The 17,320-nt window shown below is 64.1% G+C and carries 19 protein-coding genes; 8 read left to right on the top strand and 11 right to left on the bottom strand.

Features of this window, described 5'->3' with window-relative positions; translation table 11 throughout:
* Positions 1-426 precede the first annotated feature (426 nt).
* Positions 427-1,038: a LysE family translocator gene (locus IVB31_RS08060; RefSeq protein ID WP_247320598.1), complete on the bottom strand. Its 612-nt coding sequence runs from the start codon at positions 1,036-1,038 to the stop codon at positions 427-429.
* Positions 1,039-1,134: 96 nt separating this feature from the next.
* Positions 1,135-1,506 (bottom strand): response regulator, encoded by a 372-nt coding sequence (locus IVB31_RS08065; RefSeq protein ID WP_247320601.1) that lies wholly within the window; start codon positions 1,504-1,506, stop codon positions 1,135-1,137.
* Positions 1,507-1,645: 139 nt separating this feature from the next.
* On the opposite strand from IVB31_RS08065, the gene IVB31_RS08070 reads away from it, so the two are divergent.
* The gene (locus IVB31_RS08070) at positions 1,646-2,479 is read left to right on the top strand and encodes an SDR family oxidoreductase (RefSeq protein ID WP_247320603.1); all 834 of its coding nucleotides are present in this window, start codon (positions 1,646-1,648) and stop codon (positions 2,477-2,479) included.
* Between the two features lie 210 nt (positions 2,480-2,689).
* On the opposite strand, the gene IVB31_RS08075 is transcribed toward IVB31_RS08070, so the two are convergent.
* Complete coding sequence (locus IVB31_RS08075) at positions 2,690-3,514, bottom strand: lytic murein transglycosylase (RefSeq protein ID WP_247320605.1); 825 nt, start codon at positions 3,512-3,514, stop codon at positions 2,690-2,692.
* A gap of 149 nt (positions 3,515-3,663) precedes the next feature.
* Between IVB31_RS08075 and IVB31_RS08080 the strand changes: the two genes are divergently transcribed.
* Both IVB31_RS08080 and IVB31_RS08085 read left to right on the top strand, forming a co-directional pair.
* Positions 3,664-4,608, top strand: a complete 945-nt coding sequence (locus IVB31_RS08080; RefSeq protein WP_247320607.1) for an OmpA family protein — start codon at positions 3,664-3,666, stop codon at positions 4,606-4,608.
* 583 nt (positions 4,609-5,191) lie between these two features.
* Complete coding sequence (locus tag IVB31_RS08085; protein ID WP_007596614.1) at positions 5,192-5,428, top strand: hypothetical protein; 237 nt, start codon at positions 5,192-5,194, stop codon at positions 5,426-5,428.
* A gap of 18 nt (positions 5,429-5,446) precedes the next feature.
* On the opposite strand, the gene IVB31_RS08090 is transcribed toward IVB31_RS08085, so the two are convergent.
* The 3 genes from IVB31_RS08090 to dnaG all read right to left on the bottom strand — a co-directional run bounded on the left by IVB31_RS08090 (position 5,447) and on the right by dnaG (position 10,586).
* On the bottom strand, positions 5,447-5,827 hold the full coding sequence (locus tag IVB31_RS08090; protein ID WP_247320892.1) for a DCC1-like thiol-disulfide oxidoreductase family protein: 381 nt from the start codon (positions 5,825-5,827) through the stop codon (positions 5,447-5,449).
* A gap of 212 nt (positions 5,828-6,039) precedes the next feature.
* A complete protein-coding gene (gene rpoD / locus IVB31_RS08095) occupies positions 6,040-8,196 on the bottom strand; it encodes an RNA polymerase sigma factor RpoD (protein ID WP_247320609.1) in 2,157 nt (718 codons plus the stop codon).
* A 374-nt stretch (positions 8,197-8,570) separates the two neighbouring features.
* Positions 8,571-10,586: a DNA primase gene (gene dnaG, locus IVB31_RS08100; RefSeq protein WP_247320611.1), complete on the bottom strand. Its 2,016-nt coding sequence runs from the start codon at positions 10,584-10,586 to the stop codon at positions 8,571-8,573.
* A 161-nt stretch (positions 10,587-10,747) separates the two neighbouring features.
* Between dnaG and IVB31_RS08105 the strand changes: the two genes are divergently transcribed.
* Entirely contained in the window at positions 10,748-11,311 is a 564-nt protein-coding gene (locus tag IVB31_RS08105) for a chlorite dismutase family protein (RefSeq protein ID WP_247320613.1), read from the top strand.
* 57 nt (positions 11,312-11,368) lie between these two features.
* Here IVB31_RS08105 and IVB31_RS08110 read toward each other — a convergent pair whose 3' ends face one another.
* Together IVB31_RS08110 and IVB31_RS08115 are read right to left on the bottom strand one after the other, a co-directional pair.
* On the bottom strand, positions 11,369-11,767 hold the full coding sequence (locus IVB31_RS08110; RefSeq protein WP_247320615.1) for a gamma-glutamylcyclotransferase family protein: 399 nt from the start codon (positions 11,765-11,767) through the stop codon (positions 11,369-11,371).
* 202 nt (positions 11,768-11,969) lie between these two features.
* Positions 11,970-12,881 carry a transglutaminase family protein gene (locus IVB31_RS08115; protein WP_247320617.1) on the bottom strand — a complete coding sequence of 304 codons (912 nt, stop codon included), beginning with the start codon at positions 12,879-12,881 and terminating at the stop codon, positions 11,970-11,972.
* A 91-nt stretch (positions 12,882-12,972) separates the two neighbouring features.
* Between IVB31_RS08115 and IVB31_RS08120 the strand changes: the two genes are divergently transcribed.
* Positions 12,973-13,779, top strand: coding sequence for an N-formylglutamate amidohydrolase (locus IVB31_RS08120; protein WP_247320619.1), 807 nt, complete (start codon positions 12,973-12,975; stop codon positions 13,777-13,779).
* Here IVB31_RS08120 and IVB31_RS08125 read toward each other — a convergent pair.
* A complete protein-coding gene (locus IVB31_RS08125; protein ID WP_247320621.1) occupies positions 13,776-14,747 on the bottom strand; it encodes a DUF3592 domain-containing protein in 972 nt (323 codons plus the stop codon). The genes IVB31_RS08120 and IVB31_RS08125 overlap by 4 nt on opposite strands.
* 89 nt (positions 14,748-14,836) lie before the next feature.
* On the bottom strand, positions 14,837-15,454 hold the full coding sequence (locus IVB31_RS08130) for a LysE family translocator (protein ID WP_247320894.1): 618 nt from the start codon (positions 15,452-15,454) through the stop codon (positions 14,837-14,839).
* Positions 15,455-15,658: 204 nt separating this feature from the next.
* Here IVB31_RS08130 and IVB31_RS08135 point away from each other — a divergent pair, with 204 nt between their 5' ends.
* The 3 genes from IVB31_RS08135 to IVB31_RS08145 are packed head-to-tail and all read left to right on the top strand — an operon-like array spanning position 15,659 to position 16,945.
* Positions 15,659-15,973: a helix-turn-helix domain-containing protein gene (locus IVB31_RS08135; protein ID WP_247320623.1), complete on the top strand. Its 315-nt coding sequence runs from the start codon at positions 15,659-15,661 to the stop codon at positions 15,971-15,973.
* Positions 15,966-16,436, top strand: a complete 471-nt coding sequence (locus tag IVB31_RS08140) for an SRPBCC family protein (RefSeq protein WP_247320625.1) — start codon at positions 15,966-15,968, stop codon at positions 16,434-16,436. Before IVB31_RS08135 ends, IVB31_RS08140 begins: the two co-directional genes overlap by 8 nt.
* On the top strand, positions 16,433-16,945 hold the full coding sequence (locus IVB31_RS08145; RefSeq protein ID WP_247320627.1) for an SRPBCC family protein: 513 nt from the start codon (positions 16,433-16,435) through the stop codon (positions 16,943-16,945). The genes IVB31_RS08140 and IVB31_RS08145 overlap by 4 nt, the downstream gene beginning before the upstream one ends.
* A gap of 18 nt (positions 16,946-16,963) precedes the next feature.
* Here IVB31_RS08145 and IVB31_RS08150 read toward each other — a convergent pair whose 3' ends face one another.
* Positions 16,964-17,143, bottom strand: coding sequence for a hypothetical protein (locus IVB31_RS08150; RefSeq protein ID WP_247320628.1), 180 nt, complete (start codon positions 17,141-17,143; stop codon positions 16,964-16,966).
* Between the last annotated feature and the right edge of the window lie 177 nt (positions 17,144-17,320).

A 17,320-nucleotide genomic window follows, 5' to 3' on the forward strand; every position in this document is an offset into this window, starting at 1 on the left:
CGCGGTTGTCGAATGGTTAGGCATGTCGCCCGCGATGACGCGACCGACGCGGCGAAGCGGATTCGCGAGCCAAAATCACCTGAAAACGCATCTGAGCTGTGGATAACGCGATGACACGGATGTGACAGCGCGGGGCAGACGGGCGCGAATCTGCTGAGCTTGTCGTCGAGGATGTTGCGAGGCTGGCCCTCCGCCGAGCATCCCTCGTGTCGCGTTTAACCATGAACCCTTAAGAGGATACTATGGCTAAGAAAGCGAAGAAGGCGAAGAAGGCGACGAAGAAGAAGGCCAAGAAGGCAGCGAAGAAGAAGTAACGAGGCTTCTTATTCTTTGCCCGGGTGGAGCACGCTCCGCCCGGGCGTCGGGTGGGAGTTCTGATCTAGAAGATGGCGGGCGCAAGGCCCGCTTTTTTATTGGGCGGAGGATCTACCGCTCGGCGAACGCGAGCTTGGCGCCGAGCGCGGCGAAGCCGGCGGCAAAACTGCGGCGCAGCCAGGCCATGACGCGCGGGCGGGAGATGACGCGCTCGCGTACCGAGGCGGCACACAGGCCGTAGACCACGAACACCGCAAACGTCATCGCCATGAAGGCGCCGCTCAATTCCAGCATCCGCCCCAGCACATTCGCCTCGTCCGCGGCGATGAACTGCGGCAGGAAAGCGAGGAAGAAGATCGACAGCTTCGGATTGAGGATGTTGATCAGGAAGCCGGTCACGATGACGCGGCCGGCCGAATGCTCGCGGATCTCGCCGTCGACCGCCAGCGCCCCGGTCTCGCGCAGCGCCTGCCAGGACATGTAGAGCAGATAGGCGACGCCGCACCATTTCAGCGCGGCGAAGGCGAGCGCGCTGGTGTGCAGCACGGCGGCGAGCCCGAGCATCGCGGCCATCATGTGCGGCACGATCCCGAGCGTGCAGCCGAAGGCGGCAGCGATGCTCGCGCGCGAGCCGCGTGTCAGCGCAGCAGCCAGCGTGTAGAGCACGCCGGTGCCGGGCGAGGCGACCACGATGAGCGAGGTGAGCAGGAAGGACAAGGTCATGGACGAACCTTATCACCGCTCCTTGCGGCAAGAAAGCGGGGCCGAGAAAGCGAACCCTAGAAAACAAGCCGAAGAAAGCTGGTCCGGGCTCCGCCTTCAAGACAGCGCGATCTCCGCCTCGCGGAGCACGTCGAGCGGCGCCCATGGCTTGGCCCAGAATTTGGCGCCGTCGGGCAAGGGCTGCATCAAGGGGCGTCCGGAGGTGACGACGACGTCGAGCTTCGGATGGCGGTCCTTGGCGACGTGCGCGAGTTCGACGCCGCTCATGCGGCCGGCAAGCTGCACGTCGGTCAACATCAGGCATAGCGCTCCGCCGTTCTTGTCCAGCACGCGCTCTGCCGCTTCGGCGCTTTCACACTGAATGACCTGGTAGCCGCTCTCTTCCAGAAGGAGACAGAGCATCTCCCGCTGCATGACGTCGTCTTCGACGATGAGTGCAGTTGCAGGAAATGGCTTTGATTGTCCCATCGATCGCTCCCAATGCTGCGTGCCGCCGCCCAGGTCAGCCCAAGTAACTTACGTTAAGGACCCAACTCGGATACGGTTCGGTTCCATTCTGAAAAAATGTAAATCTTGGTTCCCGATGCGGGGCTTGACGGGAGAGAACATGACGATGATTCGCGGTGCGGCCGCCATCACGGGAGCGGCGAGCGGCATCGGCCGTGCGCTTGCGATCGAACTGAGCCGACGCGGCTGCGATCTCGCGCTCGCCGATCGCGACGAGGCCGGGTTGAAGACGCTCGCGGCCGAGATGGGGCAAGGACCCAGGGTCAGCCTGCATCGCGTCGACGTCAGCGAGCCCGCCGACATCGCGCAGTTCGCGACCGAGGCGACAATGGCCCATCCCGCGCTCGGCATCGTCGTCAACAATGCCGGCGTGGCGCTGATGGGCTCGTTCGAGGAGATCGACCAGGCGCAGATGGACTGGCTGTTCGACATCAATTTCTGGGGCGTGGTGCACGGCACGCGCGCCTTCCTGCCGCATCTGAAGACGATGGCAGAGGCGCACATCGTCAACGTCTCCTCGATCTTCGGCATCGTCGCGCCGCCGGGCCAGTCGGCTTATGCCGCCGCGAAATTCGCGGTGCGCGGCTTTTCCGAGAGCGTGCGGCACGAGCTTGCGGTGGCGGGAAGCCCCGTCAAACTCTCGGTCGTGCATCCCGGCGGCGTCGCCACCGCCATCGCGCGCAATTCGCGCACCGGGGTCGGCGTCACCGACAACGCCCGCCGCTCGCAATCAATCGAGCGGTTCGAGAACGCGGCAAGGACCACGCCGAAGGACGCCGCGCTGCGCATCATCAGGGGCATCGAGAGAAACGAGCCGCGCATCCTGATCGGCAACGACGCCCGCTTCATGGACCTGTTGCAGCGTTTTCGCCCCGGAACGTACTGGGCGCCGTTGCAGCGTAAGCTGGAGAGGATGGCGAAGGGGACGAAGTGAGGCACGACGCGATGGCGCGATGACAGACGTCACCGGTGCGCCACACCCGCCGCCGTCGTCCTGGCGAAAGCCAGGACCCATAGCCACCGAATTCAGTTTGGCGAAGACTGGCAGTTACTCAGCATGTGACTGTGAGTCGTTGTAACGAGTCGCGCCTGGGGTAAAGGGTCCTGGCTTTCGCCAGGACGACGGCGGAGAGGCATCACGCCCTCACTGTCCCGCCAGCCGATCGGCAAAATACCCGATGGTCTTGCGATAGATCACCGCCCTGTTCCATTCGCGCATCGCTTCGAAATTGGCGGTGCCTTCGCCGTAAGGCTGGCCCATCTTGAAGCCGCTGGTGTGGAGCAGGTTCGCGGTCGAGGCGAGCACGTCGGGGACGCTGTGGCGGAGATCGACGTGGCCGTCGCCGTCGAAGTCGACGCCGTATTTGATGTAGGAGGACGGCAGGAACTGGGTCTGGCCGATTTCGCCGGCATAGGCGCCGATGAGGTCGCGCAGCGGCAGGTCGCCACGCTGCACGATCTTCAGCGCCGCGAGCAGTTCGCCCTGAAACAGATCGGTACGGCGGCAGTCATGCGCGAGCGTCGCCAGCGTGCGGATCACCGGCAGCTTGCCGATGTCGCCCTTGCCGAAATCGCTCTCCAAGCCCCAGATCGCGACCAGGATAGTGCGGGGCACGCCGAACTGCTGCTCGATGCGCGAGAGCAACGCGGCGTGACGCTGCAACAGCGCCTTGCCGCCATTGATGCGGCCGGGGCCGACGCGGGTCGAGACATACTGCTCAAAACTCTTGTTGAAGGTGTAGCGCTGGCGCCGGTCGAAGGCGAGCACCGCGCCGTCCTGAGCCACCCCGCTGAGCGCCGCGCTGGTCACGCCTGCCGAGACGCCGGCTGCCTGCGCTTCCGCGGTCATGCTGGCGACAAAGCTGTTGAAGTCGCCGCCGCAACGCGCGGCCTGCGCCGATCCGCTGGCGAGACAAACAAGGAAGGCGGTGGCCAAGCCTCGTCCGAACATCGGGGCGTGTCTCAACATGCGGGAAAATCCTTTGGAACTATGCGGGAAAGGCAGCGCGATCATGCCCGGGAACAGGATTCGCGTCAAAGCGGCAAAACCTGGCCAGAACCCATCACGTCGTGGCCGCGACAAAGGAGCAGCGCTCCCCCCGTCCCCAACCGAACGAGATGACCATGCCCATTCCGCGCCGGATGCTCGCTGTCGTCGCTTTGCTCTCCTTCACCTTCACCGTCACCGCCGCATCCGCACAGACGCGCGATGTCGCCGGCTCCCGCGACTATCCCGGCATCGGCCGCTTTGCCGGCAGCGTCATCACCGGCTATGTAATGAAGGATTTTGACGCGGCGCGGATGCAGGCGGCCCCCTTCAAAGACGGCCAGCCGGCCGATGCGCGGCGGCTCGAGGGCCGCGTCTTCCGCATCGCCTATCGCACTAATCCCGGCCCCTCGATCCTGGAGGTGTCGCGCAATTTCGAGACGCAGTTGGCGAAAGCCGGCTTCGAGACCCTGCTCGCCTGCGACACTGATGCCTGCGGCGCCATACCGTTCACCGAGGCCATCGACACGCTGCCCGTGCCGCAGATGTGGGTCGATGGTTTCAACTATCGCTATTACGCCGGCCGCAAGACCGAGGGCGGGCGCGAGACCTATGCCAGCGTCCTCGTCAGCCAGAACAACCAGGAGATCACCGCGCAGGTCACCGTCGCCGAGTCAGGCGCCATCGCGAACAAGATGGTGGACGCCGCCGCGATGGCGAAGGGCCTCGGCGAGACCGGCCACATCGCGCTCTACGGCATCTATTTCGACACTGACAAGGCCGTGCTCAAGCCGGAAAGCCGTCCGACGCTCGAGCAGATCGCAAAGCTGCTGACGAGCCAGCCGCAACTCAACGTCTTCATCGTCGGCCACACCGACAGCCAGGGCGCCTATGAATACAATCTCGACCTGTCGAAACGCCGCGCCGAAGCGGTCGCAGCCGAGCTGGTGAAGAGTTTTCGCATTACGCAGGCGCGGCTGCGCACTGCCGGCGTCGGCTTGCTGGCGCCGGTCGGTTCGAACGCATCGGACGCCGGCCGCGCGCTGAACCGGCGCGTGGAGCTGGTGGCGCCGTGAGAGCGCACCTCTCGGGCTGACAGCGCGCGTACGTATTGAGATGTGCGTCGTGTTGAGGGAACTCGCTTTCCGCGCAACTCGCTTTTGCACATCGGATCACACAATCTGCACGCAGGCGGGAAGACATGCAGGCGGGAAGACATGCAGGCCGAAGACATGCAGGCCAACGCGCTTTCCTACAAGGCGGAAAACGCTCGCTGCGTTGCGGCAGCGCGAAGATGAACAAAGTGATTTGTTCGTCCAAGCAGATCGTTTGGGAACTCAACGCGCGCGGGATCCAACGCATATCTGATCCGCTGGCAGCGACTCGACGCCGTCATGATTGGCCTTGCCATCGCATGGCGCAGCCTATAGCCTTCTATTCTAGGTTGTCGCCCCGCCAGCCCCGGGCGACGCTGGAGACCAAAAATAAACGGCGGGCTTCTCGGCCCGCCGTTTATTGAGGAAGCGGCACTAGCCACCCCACAGCGCTCGGCGCCTCCCTCCGGCAAGCGAACCTCGTCGATCGATCGGTCCCGCGGCTTGCCCCCCCGGCCACCCCAAAGCCATTTGACTATGGCGCCCTGATCGACGACAAGCCGCCATGGCCAAAAAACCCGGAACCAATCCCAAAGGCGAATTCGCCTTCTTCAACGTCTTCTATGAAGACGGCTCCCAACGCTCCAACCGGCGCGTGCCCGCGGAATTGCTCGGCGGCCTCGACGGCGACGAACCCGCGCGCGCCTTCATCATGGAGCAGGACCGCGAGATCGCCGAAAAATCCGGCCGCCCGGCGCTCGAGATCAAGAACCTCGAGCGGGTCGGGGCGAAGAAGAAATAGGCCGATCCAAGCCGGCGCTCACCAGCGCCCGCTCCGCTTGTTCCAGGCAAACAGCAGATCGGCAAACCGGTCATAGACGAACCGCGTGAACGGCAGCGCCGCGCGATTGCCGAACAGCGCCGCAAGCCACCCCTCCCCCGGCGTCAGCCGCCAGAGCGCGATCGCCACATCCGCACCGACGATGAGCCCGCCCGCCTCATCGGTCGCGTGCAGGCGGCGCCTGATGTCGTCGAGCGTAGCGCCGAACTGCGCCAGCGCATCGGGCTGTTCGTTGATATCCCTGAATTCGATCGTGCCCGCGCGCACCAGCGCCAGCAGCTTGTTGCGCTGCCAGTCGATGCCCGCGTCGCAGACGGGGCAGCGGGTGTTGTACCAGACGGTAAGCTTGGCCAGCATCATCGAAGCATAGATGTCGATCCTCACGACGTCGAGGCTGGAGCCATCCACGTGGAATTCCAGAATCGATGCGCCTTTCGCGCCGGAAGCATAAGCCGATAGAAAAGCAGATGAGCCTCTTGGCTGAACGCTGCCGACAAGTAGGCACCAACGAAAACGGCGGGCTTTCGCCCGCCGTTCTTGCCTCAACAGACCGCCAAGCAGTGGCGCCTGAACTAATTATCCAAAAAGCTCCGCAGCTTCCTTGACCGCGACGGATGCTTCAGCTTCCGCAGCGCCTTCGCTTCGATCTGACGGATACGCTCTCTCGTCACCGAGAACTGCTGGCCGACTTCCTCCAGCGTATGATCCGTGTTCATGCCGATGCCGAAGCGCATGCGCAGGACGCGTTCTTCGCGCGGCGTCAGAGATGCCAGCACGCGCGTGGTGGTCTCGCGCAGGTTCGACTGGATCGCGGCGTCGATCGGCAGGATCGCGTTCTTGTCCTCGATGAAATCGCCGAGATGTGAATCCTCCTCGTCACCGACGGGGGTTTCGAGAGAGAGCGGCTCCTTGGCGATCTTGAGGACCTTGCGGACCTTCTCCAAGGGCATGCCGAGCTTCTCGGCGAGCTCTTCCGGGGTCGGCTCGCGGCCGATCTCGTTGAGCATCTGGCGGCTCGTGCGCACGATCTTGTTGATCGTCTCGATCATGTGCACGGGGATGCGGATGGTGCGCGCCTGGTCGGCGATTGAGCGGGTGATCGCCTGCCGGATCCACCACGTCGCATAGGTCGAGAACTTGTAGCCGCGGCGGTACTCGAACTTGTCGACGGCCTTCATCAGGCCGATATTGCCTTCCTGGATCAGGTCGAGGAACTGCAGGCCGCGGTTGGTGTATTTCTTGGCGATCGAGATCACGAGACGGAGGTTGGCTTCCACCATCTCCTTCTTGGCCTGACGGGCTTCGCGCTCGCCCTTCTGCACGGAGTGCACGATCTTGCGGAACTCGATGATCTCAAGGCCGGTCAGCGCCGCGAGCTGATGCACCTCGTGGCGGAGGTCCTTGATGCGGTCCTTCTCGTGATGGACGAAGTTCTTCCAGCCCTTGGCCGACAGCTTCGAGACACGGTTGAGCCAGCGCGGATCGAGCTCCGAGCCGGTGTAGTTGCGCAAAAAGTCCTCGCGCGCGACGCCGTGGCTGTCGGCCAAGCGCATCAGGCGGCCCTCATGCGAGACGAGGCGCTTGTTGATGTCGTAGAGCTGCTCGACCAGTGAGTCGATACGCGCCTGGTTCAGGCGCAGCGACTTCACCTCGACGATGATCTCGTCCTTGAGCTTGCGATATTTGCGCTCCTGGTGCGGCGAGAGCGAAGGCCCGTGCGAGGTGCTCTCGAGCTGGTTCTGGATGTCCTGTTCCTGAAGCTTGCGCAGCTTCTTGTAGCTGTCGGCGATCTTGTCGAAGATCTCGACGACCTTCGGCTTGAGCTCGGCCTCGATCGCCGCAAGCGACATCTGGTTCTCGAACTCGTCGTCCTCGTCCATGTCGGCTTCGGCGGCGGACTCGGCCGGGTCCTTCTCGCCTTCGCCGGCATTGCCGGGCGCAGGCGCGGCGCGGAACGGGGTCGGCGACGGCGGAGCGGCGGGCGGCGCCACATGCGCGGGCGCGGCACCAGCGACGGCGGCCTGGCCGCCCTCGGCCGGCGCTTCGCCATTCTCGCCGTTGGGACCGGCGATCATCGCGTTGTTCATGCCGGCCTTGGCGTCGGGACCGGCATAGGTCGCTTCGAGATCGATGATGTCGCGAAGGAAGATCTTGCCTTCGTTGAGCTCATCGCGCCAGATGATGATGGCCTGGAAGGTCAGCGGGCTTTCGCAAAGCCCTGCGATCATCGCCTCGCGGCCGGCCTCGATGCGCTTGGCAATCGCGATTTCGCCTTCGCGGGACAAGAGCTCGACTGTGCCCATCTCGCGCAGATACATGCGCACGGGATCGTCAGTGCGCTCGCCCGGCTCGCTCTTCTTGACCTCGGTGACGGCCTTCTGGGTGACCTCGACGAGCTCGTTGTCGGTCTCGTCCTCGCCGCCCTCGTCCTTGTCCTCTTCGCCTTCGCTATCGTCGGCTTCGGTGACGTTGATGCCCATGTCCGAGAGCATCGACATGATGTCCTCGATCTGCTCGGGCGAGGTCTGGTCGGACGGCAAAACTTCGTTGAGCTGATCGAAGGTCACGAAGCCGCGCTTCTTGGCCTGCTTGATCATCTTCTTCACGGCCGCGTCGGACAGATCGAGCAACGGCGAGGGCGCGTCCTGGGAGTCCTTCTCCGGCGCGTCCGCTGCCTTGTCGTCTTTTTCCTTGTCCTTCGCCTGCAGCGTCTTTGCCTTGGTGGCCATCCATTGCTCCTAAACGCGTTTCACACAGACGCTCGCCGCGCCCGCGCGAAATCACTTGAACCTGTTGCTCGACGCTCTCGCTTCGTCAGATCTCGACACGGAAAGGGCGGCGCGCATATCTCTCGCCACCCCGACCTTTCTCTCGCCGGATTTGCCTAACGCTTCGTGAGCCTCTTTGTCGCAGCGGATGCAGGTGAAGTGCCAACAGCTCTTGCGCGGATTCATTCCTGACGCGTCTGTTCTGCCTGCGGCCGCCTGGTGGCCAAAGTGCTACAAGACCGTTAAGCCTCGATTAACCCTGTTTTTGCCGCCAAACCTCGGATTTGGCGAGTCTTTTAGCGGTTCCGGCCTTGGCCGTCCGCATGATTCTTTCATCACACGCTCTTCTGGAACCGGCCCGACAGCTCGCCAAAACCCTCGATCAGGGCCTCGGTGCCGTCGACTTCGCCTATCCGAGCCTTGACGTCGCGCAGCCACGCCATATTGGCCTCGCTGGGATCTTCCCCCAAGGCCAGCTCGGCGTCTTTCAGCTCTCTAAGTAGTGAATGCCACTGCCGATGCAAGGCAACGAGCTGATGCCAGGTGGAGAGAACGTCGTCCCGTGCGGCGCCCTCGCGGGCGCCCCACACCGCCTGGGTCGTGATGCCGCCCTCAACCCTTTGAATAAGCTGCAAAAAACCACCCTTTTCGAGATCGTCGCGCATCTTTTCGGCCAGCTCGCCGGGGTCCGGTGAATGGTGATGGTCGTTGGCAAAGGCGGCGATGATGCCGGCCCGGAGCTTATGGGCCTCGGGATGGGCCAGCTCCAGGGCCGCGACCTCCTCGAGATGCTCGTGCAGCAGCCAGGGGTGGTTGATCAGGCTCTGCAGGATCAGGGCCTCGCGGCGCGAGATGGCGCTGCGCTGGCTGCGCATGATCGGGCTCGCCGCCAGCTGGGCGCTCGCGGCCTGATAGGGGCCGGAGGGCAAAGGGGCGGATCCGGGCTGGCCGCGGCGTCCCTGGCCGCCAAATCCCTGACCGCCGAATCGATTCGCGCCCCCCCCGCCCCGGGGCTGGAACTGGCGGCCGGCGGCGCCGGAGCGGAAATTGCCACGGCCGGCAAAGCCGCCGCGTCCCCCGTCGGGGGCGAAGGTGCGCTGGAGCCGTTCGGCAAGATCCTGCCGATAATAGCGCCGCACCACCTCGTCGCGAATGCCGTCGGAGAGCTCCTTGACGCGTGCCTCCAGCGCCGCGCGGCGCTCGGGCGTGGCAAAGTTGCCGCCTTCGAGCTCGCGCGACCAGATCATTTCGGCGAGCGGCTTCGCCGCCGCGATCACCTCCTCGATGGCGCCGCGGCCACTGGTACGCACGAGATCGTCGGGGTCCTGCCCTTCCGGCAGCAGCGCGAAGCGCAGGCTCTTGCCCGGGCTCAGGAACGGCAACGCGAGATCGGCCGCGCGGTAGGCGGCCTTCTGGCCGGCGCGGTCACCGTCGAAGCAGAGGATCGGCTCGTCCGCCATCTTCCAGAGCAGCGCGAGCTGGTTTTCGGTGAGCGCGGTGCCGAGCGGCGCCACGCTGCCGGCAAAGCCCGCGGTGACCATGGCGATGACGTCGACATAACCTTCGACCACGATCAGCGCGCTGCCGTCATGGGTGGCCTTGCGCGCGGTCTGGTGGTTGTAGAGATTGTCGCCCTTGTGGAAGAGCGGCGTCTCCGGCGAGTTCAAATATTTGGCCGGAACGTCCTTCTCCAGCGCGCGCCCGCCGAAGGCGATGACGCGGCCGCGCAGATCCGTGATCGGAAACATCACGCGATCGCGGAAGCGGTCATAGGGCACCGGGATGTCGTCGCCGGCCACCAGCATGCCGGTCTCGACCATGTCCTCGACGGAGACGCCGAGCTTACCGAGATGCTCCTTCAGCGCGAAACGATCGGGTGAGGCGTAGCCCAGCCGAAACTGCAATTGCGTCGCCGGCGAGATCGCGCGGTCGGCGAGATAGCCGCGCGCCTTGGCGCCGACGCGCGAGGCCAGCGTCTCCGCGAAAAACTTGGCCGCGAGATCCATGACCTCATGCAGCGATTTGCGCCGCTGCTCGTGCCTGGCAGCGTCGGGCGTCACCGCCGGCAGTGGCAGGCCCGCCATGTTGGCGAGCCGCTCGACGGCCTCCGCGAACGGCAGGCCGTCGGTCTCCATCACGAAGCTGATGACGTCGCCATGCTTGCCGGAGGAGAAGTCGTGGTAAAAGCCCTTCTGGTCGTTGACGTAGAAGGACGACGTCTTCTCCTGCTGGAACGGCGACAGCCCCTTCCACTCCCGCCCGGCCTTCTTCAGCTTGACGCGCTTGCCCACGACTTCGGAGACCGAAAGCCGGGCACGCAGCTCGTCGAGGAATTGGGGCGTGAAGCGCATGATGTTGATTTCTGGGGTGAGTCGGGCGTTAGGCCAGTCGGATAGGCATATAAGGATGGCCCTGGGAAATACGAAGCACTTGGGGCTTCTCCCGGTTATTCACAGGTCGAAAGCTTCGACAGGGAGCTTGAACTGAGCCCGGTTCCACGCTTCCATGGGCCATGTTCAGGACCTTTCGAGGCGGCCAGAGCGGGGGGTGGCGCATCACCTCGATTTCGCCGGTGAAGGGCGAGCCCCTCGCCTTCATGCCGGCGCTGTCGGTCACCGACAGCGAGGCCATCTCATTGCCGCTGGTGCCCTCGCGCAACGCCTGGCGGCTGGTCGGTGTCGCCAGCAGTTTGCGCTACACCGAGCGCGGCGAGAAGCAGCAGCTCACCGCCGTGCAGGCTGGCCTCGGCCGGATCGAGGCCACCTCTGCGGCGCTGATCCCGATCCGCAAGTCGCAGGCCTGGTGGGAGCTGACCCAGGAAGAGCGCCGCCGGATATTTGAAGACAAATCGCACCACATCGCGAGCAGCCTGCGCTTCCTGCCGGCCATCGCACGGCAGCTCTATCATTGCCGCGACCTCGGCGGGCCCTTCGATTTCCTGACCTGGTTCGAATTCGCGCCCGCGCACGCCTCGCTGTTCGAGGAGCTGGTGGCGATGCTCAGGCGAACCGAGGAGTGGACCTATGTCGAGCGCGAAGTCGATGTGCGCGCGGTGAAGGAAGTGCTTTCGGCCTAAATCATGATCCGGAAAAGTGCGCAGCGGTTTTCCGAGAAGATCATGCTCGGCAAATAACTAGTGCTCCAGGAAGCGGCCGGTCTCGATGAGGGGCAGATCGGTCACGGGCCAGTTGTAGATGTAGGTCCAGGCTTTCTCAGCGGTACCGTCCGGCAGCGTGACGTCGATCAGCTTGCGCAGATATTCGGTCGGCTCCGGAAAGCCCTCGCCGCAGGCCTCGTACATGTCGAGCTCGCCCAGGAGCTCGTCGGGCACGCGCATGTGAAAGAGTTCGCCGTGGACGCGGTCCGACGGCCCATCGGATAGCAGCAGCCCCGGATAATGCTTTACCAGGACGAGCCGGCCGCGGCAGGTCGCCTCTCCCAGAAAATCCGCGTGGCCCGCGAGCAGCCGCGCCATCGGATGGTCGAAGCCGCGCATCAGCGTGCCGTAGACGAAAAGACGATCGGAGGTCATGGGCGCTCTATAGCCGTGAATTAAGCGGAGCGACAGCGCTACACATTCGCTGTCGTCCCGGCGCAGGCCGGGACCCATACCGCGTGATCTATCGATGCGGATGGTAGGAATACCGAACGACGATCTTCGCCAAATTTCTTCCTGTGGTTATGGGTCCCCGCCTTCGCCGGGACGACGATGGAGAGATTGTGCGCGCATTTCTTTAAGAAACCTCGGTTGCCAGCGCCCGGCCGCTGCGCTGCTCGTCCGAGACCACCTTGATGCTCACCTCCATGGCGTCGAACGCGTCCTGCGCGCCGATATAGACGCCGTGCAGCGGGATCGCCTGGCGCGGGTCGCGGGCGACCGCGACGCGGATGAGGTCGCGGGTGCCGACGATGCCGTTGGTCGGATCGAATTCGATCCAGCCCGCGCTCGGCAGATAGACCTGCACCCAGGCATGCGTCGAGCCGCCGCCGACATGGCGCTGCGCGATGTCTTCCGGCACGAAGATGTAGCCGGAGACGAACCGCGCGGCGATGCCGAGCTGGCGCAGCGCCTCGATCATGAACAGCGCATAGTCGCGGCAGGTGCCGGTGCCCGATTGCAGGGTCAGAAGCGGATGCTGTGTACCGGGCTCGTGACGCTTGCGGTAATTGAACTGCTTGCGGATGGCGTGCGTGATGCCGCTCAGGATCTTGAAGGTCGGCGACGGCGAATCCTCGTCGAGGAAGCCGCGTGCCCACTCCGCGATCTCGCCTCCGGTATCGGCATATTGCGGCGTGATGTACTGGACGAGATCGGGAAACTCCTCGTCGTCATAGACGAAGGGATAGAAATAGGCGGGATCGTCCGGCGTCAGTGCGAACTCCTCGACCGGATTGTGTTCGACGGTGACGTGCCAGTCAAAGCACAACGTGTGCGCGCGTTCGTCGAAATCGGCGATCGCGACCGAATTGCCGAACACGTCGTGGATCCAGTGCAGCGACATCGGCTCGGGCGAGATTTTGAGCTGGCTGTCGAGCACGCGCAGATCGTGCCCGTCACGCGGACGCAGCATGATCTTGTGTTCGCCGAACGCCACGGGGCGGTTGTAGCGATATTCGGTCTTGTGATGAATGGTCAGCAGCGGCATCGTCAGGCAATCATGATGAGTTAGGGCGGAGCAATCTATAGCGATTTCCGCCCGATTCTTGGAGTGACTGCTTCTACATTAGGCAATCAGGATGGCTTTGGACACAGTCGACGCGGCCGATCAACTCCTCGGCGAGGGTGACATTCCGCCAGTGCATGAGGTGAATGCGCAGGCGACATCGCCTTTTTTGCTCATTTCGGATCATTACGGACGGATCCTGCCTCGCGCGCTCGGCGATCTCGGCGTCACCGAGGCCGAGCTGACGCGGCACATCGCCTGGGACATCGGCATCGCCGGTGTCGCCGATCGGCTGGCTGGGATGCTGGATGCGCATCTGGTCGCGCAGCGCTATTCGCGGCTCGTGATCGATTGCAACCGGCCGCCAGGGGCCGTGAGCTCGATCCCCGTCATTTCCGAGGCAACAGCAATCCCGCGCAACGAGGGCATCTCCGAGGGCGAGCGCGCCGCAAGGCGCCGCGAGATCTTCGAGCCCTATCATCACCGTATCGATGCCGCGATCGACCGCCGCCTGCACGGCCAGCGCCCGACGGTGCTGGTGTCGCTGCACAGCTTCACGCCGGTCTATGCCGGCGTCGCCCGGCCCTGGCACATCGGCGCACTGTACAACCGTGACACCGTGCTGCCGCAGCTGCTGCTCAAGCATCTGCGCAGCGAGAGCGATCTCGTCGTCGGCGACAACGAGCCCTATGCAGTGAGCGACCTCACCGACTACAGCATTCCCGTGCACGGCGAAGCCCGCGGCCTCGTCAACACCGGCATCGAGATCCGCCAGGATCTCATTGCCGACCAGTCCGGCCAGCAGCAATGGGCCGAGCGGCTGGCGCGGATTTTTGCGGAGATCGAGCTGGAATTGCGCAGGGAGCGGCTGGTCGATTAGCCGCCGCGCGTCGCGACGAACATTGCGAGCGCGGCAAAGATCGCGGCGATGCCCCACAGTAGCCAGGCGATGCGGCGGGGGCCACTCGTATCGAGCGTGGCCTCGGCCGGGTTGTCGGGATTGACACGCACCTCGACGGTCGCGCCATCCTGGTAGCGCGCCATGAGCTTCTTCAGCATCGCATCGGACCCCGACGCGACGCGCGCGCATTCATTGGTGTAACTGACGTTGTGATAGCGATAGGTGTAGGTCACGCGCTTGCCGAACATCTCGGTGCCGCGGCGCTCGCCCGGCTCGCTGGCCTCGTGATATTGCTCTAGTCCCGACAGCTTGATCGTGCCCCGCACCACCGGCCAGCGCGTCGCCATCGACGCCTGCCGTCGCACCCCATACCCCATCAGCGCGATGACGAGCCCGAACGCGCCGAGGCCGACGACGAGGCCCGCGAGATCGGGCCGGGCGACGTGGTGCGCGAGGTATGCGTAAGTCTGGTTGAGCCCGAACGCCGAGCCGAACACGATGCCAAGTGCGATCGCCGTGCCGATGCCGAGGCAGCCCCACAGGCCCTTGGGCAGGTCGCGCTCGAGCACGGCCTGATCGGGATGGCGCGGATGGTAATAGACGGTGACGATGCTGCCGGCGGGATATTTCGCAAGCTTCTCGGCGACCTCGAAATTGCCGAGATCCTCGCCGATCGAGATGCGGTTACAGCGCAGCTTGCGGCTGCCCACCGCATATTCATACGTCACGTTGGCGAAATTGCGTTTCTCAAGGCGATAGCCCTCCTCGCGGTCGCTGTCGGAAACCCTGACCTCGCGCGCCTCGGCAACCGAGGTGATGACCTTGCCCGGCGCTTGCGGCCAGTTGCGCGCCTCGCGCACCTGCCAGGTCTTGACGATTGCGGCGACCAGGACCAGTCCGAGCGGTCCGAGCAACATCGCATAGACGAACCAGGGCAGATCGGGCACGGCCAAATTCCTTCGTCAGCGGCAATGCCCGATTGGACGCATCGCCGCGGACGAAGGTTCAACCGGCAAGCTCGCTCACTTAGTCTTGCTCATTTGGCCCGGATCAACGCCAGCCAGATGCCGCCGCCGATCATGAAGCCGCCGGACACGCGCGACACCATGCGGGTGCGGCGCGCCGAGAAAAAGCCGCGAGCCTGACCGGCAAGCAGCGCGTAGATGCCGTCCGTCAGGCCGGCAAGCACCATGAAGGTGACTCCGAGCACCAGGACCTGCGACAGGTGATCCTTGCTCATGTCCATGAATTGCGGAATGAACGCGCCGAAGAACACCAGCAGCTTCGGGTTCGACAACGCCACGACAAAGCCCTGTAAAAGAAAGCCACCGCGTGGGGGAGGCGGCGGCGCGTCGGTGTCGACGCCCTCAACCGGAGAGCGGATCAGCTTGATACCGAGCCAGACCAGATAGGCCGCGCCTGCAAAGCGCACCCAGTTGAACCAATAGCCCATCGTCGCCATGAGCGAGGTAAGGCCGACCGCAAGTATACCAATCACGATCAACAGCCCCACCTGCACGCCGAAAATGTTGGTCAGCGCAGCACGCGTGCCATGACGCAGCCCGTTGGCGATGACGAGAGTGACGATCGGCCCCGGCAGCAGCGCCAGCGCAATGCAGGCGGCGACGAAGGCGAGATAGGCTTGCATGGACATCATGGGGAGGACTCGGCTCGGAGCGGTTTGCGGCATTAATGCATGGCGGAGCCGGGAACGGAAGCTCGTCGTCCGCAACGCTGCGGTCGCAATTGCAGAAGCCGCGTTTTGCGCGCCGTACAGCTCGGCGCCGTCGCAGCGGAACGCGCCGGGCGGCTAGCACCATCTTGACATGCAACCATTTGGTTGCCTATTATTGCCGCCATGGATGACGTCTTCAAAGCGCTCGCCGATGCGTCGCGACGGTCGCTGCTCGACGGGCTTCACGCCAGAAACGGCCAGACGCTGAACGAACTCTGCGAAGGCCTCGCGATGACGCGCCAGGCCGTGACCAAGCACCTTGTCATCCTCGAAGAGGCCGATCTGGTCACGACCATCAGGCATGGCCGCGAGAAGCTGCACTATCTCAACCCGGTGCCGATCCACCAGATCGGCGAACGCTGGATCAAGAAATTCGAGCGCGGCAAGCTCGCCGCGCTCAGCGAGTTGAAACGCCAGTTGGAGAAGCGCGATGAGTAAGCCGGAGTTCGTCTACGTGACCTACATCGAGACCACGCCTACGAGGCTGTGGGAGGCGCTGACGTCGAGTGAATTCACGCGGCAATACTGGTTCGGCGCCGAGGTCAGATCGGACTGGAAGATCGGCTCCCCCTTCGCGCTCCTGATGGAGGGCGAAATCACCGATTCCGGCGAGATCCTCGAGGCAGATCCGCCGCGGCGCTTGTCCTACAGCTTCAAGCACCAGAAATACGAGGAGCTGCGCGGCGAGCCGATATCGCGCGTCGTTTTCACGCTCGAACCGTTCGGTTCGCTCGTGCGTTTGACCGTGTTGCATGACGGCTTCGTCGCGGGCGGCAAATATCTCGGTGCCGTCTCCAATGGCTGGCCGGCGATCCTGTCCGGGCTCAAGAGCCTGCTGGAGAGAGGTCAGGTGCTCGCGATTCCCCGCGCCGCGCTCAACAAGGGATTCGACGCAAAATGAACCTCGAACAGTTCAAGCCGCTCACCGTCTACACCATCTACATCGCCGCAACGCCGGAGCAGGTGTGGGAAGCGCTGACGTCGGCCGAGTTCAGCCGCAAATACTTTTCCGGCTTTGCGGTGGAGATGGAGCCGAAGCTCGGCGGTCGCTTCATCGTGCGCGCACCCGACGGTTCGGAGCACATCTCCGGTGAAGTGTTCGAATACGATCCGCCGAACAAGCTGACGGTGACGTGGAACGTCAACTGGCCCGACCTCGTCGCCAAGCTCGGCACCACGCTCGTCACTTACGCGATCGAGCCCGCCGGTGAGGCCGTCCGCCTCACCATGAGCGAACGCCACGACCGTCCGCTCGGCGACGACATCCTCTCCGGCGGCCGCGCCGGCTGGCCCGCCATCCTGTCGGGGTTGAAGAGCCTGCTGGAAACCGGCAAGGCGCCGCAGATCAAGATGTCGCCGCCGGCGCAGATGCTGGAGGCGTTGAAGGCGATGGGTATCAAGACGCCGTAGCGGACGGCATCTGCGCCCTCATTGCTTCTTCTTCGTCAGCGGTGGATGGATTTCGTCGATCTTGCGAAGGCAATTCGCTTCCGAATCGTGCGGGCCCGAGACAAAGGTCCCGCTGACCTTGATCGCGTACCAGCCCGACTCTACGCCGAGCCGGAGCGCTTCCTCAGTCTTGACGTGCCGTGGGGAGAGAGTTTGCATCAGGTGCTTTCGGTTGGCGTTCGATCTCGGATCGAAGCACGGGGGAATTTTAGCGAGCGTCCGCGGCACGGGCCTGCCGCGTCTGACCCACCCGCTGGCACGGGCATAGGCGCAACGACCGCCTTACGACGTCGCGATGAGTCGGCTCCGCCGGTGCCAGGAATGAGTCGTTTCACG

Source organism: Bradyrhizobium sp. 21 (assembly GCF_023073335.1).
Taxonomy (GTDB): Bacteria; Pseudomonadota; Alphaproteobacteria; order Rhizobiales; family Xanthobacteraceae; genus Bradyrhizobium.

Coding starts and splice junctions, on each gene's coding strand:
- IVB31_RS08060 (WP_247320598.1), bottom strand. CDS start 1,038: ATGACCTTGTCCTTCCTGCTCACCTCGCTCATCGTGGTCGCCTCGCCC.
- IVB31_RS08065 (WP_247320601.1), bottom strand. CDS start 1,506: ATGGGACAATCAAAGCCATTTCCTGCAACTGCACTCATCGTCGAAGAC.
- IVB31_RS08070 (WP_247320603.1), top strand. CDS start 1,646: ATGACGATGATTCGCGGTGCGGCCGCCATCACGGGAGCGGCGAGCGGC.
- IVB31_RS08075 (WP_247320605.1), bottom strand. CDS start 3,514: ATGTTGAGACACGCCCCGATGTTCGGACGAGGCTTGGCCACCGCCTTC.
- IVB31_RS08080 (WP_247320607.1), top strand. CDS start 3,664: ATGACCATGCCCATTCCGCGCCGGATGCTCGCTGTCGTCGCTTTGCTC.
- IVB31_RS08085 (WP_007596614.1), top strand. CDS start 5,192: ATGGCCAAAAAACCCGGAACCAATCCCAAAGGCGAATTCGCCTTCTTC.
- IVB31_RS08090 (WP_247320892.1), bottom strand. CDS start 5,827: ATGATGCTGGCCAAGCTTACCGTCTGGTACAACACCCGCTGCCCCGTC.
- rpoD (WP_247320609.1), bottom strand. CDS start 8,196: ATGGCCACCAAGGCAAAGACGCTGCAGGCGAAGGACAAGGAAAAAGAC.
- dnaG (WP_247320611.1), bottom strand. CDS start 10,586: ATGCGCTTCACGCCCCAATTCCTCGACGAGCTGCGTGCCCGGCTTTCG.
- IVB31_RS08105 (WP_247320613.1), top strand. CDS start 10,748: ATGTTCAGGACCTTTCGAGGCGGCCAGAGCGGGGGGTGGCGCATCACC.
- IVB31_RS08110 (WP_247320615.1), bottom strand. CDS start 11,767: ATGACCTCCGATCGTCTTTTCGTCTACGGCACGCTGATGCGCGGCTTC.
- IVB31_RS08115 (WP_247320617.1), bottom strand. CDS start 12,881: ATGCCGCTGCTGACCATTCATCACAAGACCGAATATCGCTACAACCGC.
- IVB31_RS08120 (WP_247320619.1), top strand. CDS start 12,973: ATGGCTTTGGACACAGTCGACGCGGCCGATCAACTCCTCGGCGAGGGT.
- IVB31_RS08130 (WP_247320894.1), bottom strand. CDS start 15,454: ATGTCCATGCAAGCCTATCTCGCCTTCGTCGCCGCCTGCATTGCGCTG.
- IVB31_RS08135 (WP_247320623.1), top strand. CDS start 15,659: ATGGATGACGTCTTCAAAGCGCTCGCCGATGCGTCGCGACGGTCGCTG.
- IVB31_RS08140 (WP_247320625.1), top strand. CDS start 15,966: ATGAGTAAGCCGGAGTTCGTCTACGTGACCTACATCGAGACCACGCCT.
- IVB31_RS08145 (WP_247320627.1), top strand. CDS start 16,433: ATGAACCTCGAACAGTTCAAGCCGCTCACCGTCTACACCATCTACATC.
- IVB31_RS08150 (WP_247320628.1), bottom strand. CDS start 17,143: ATGCAAACTCTCTCCCCACGGCACGTCAAGACTGAGGAAGCGCTCCGG.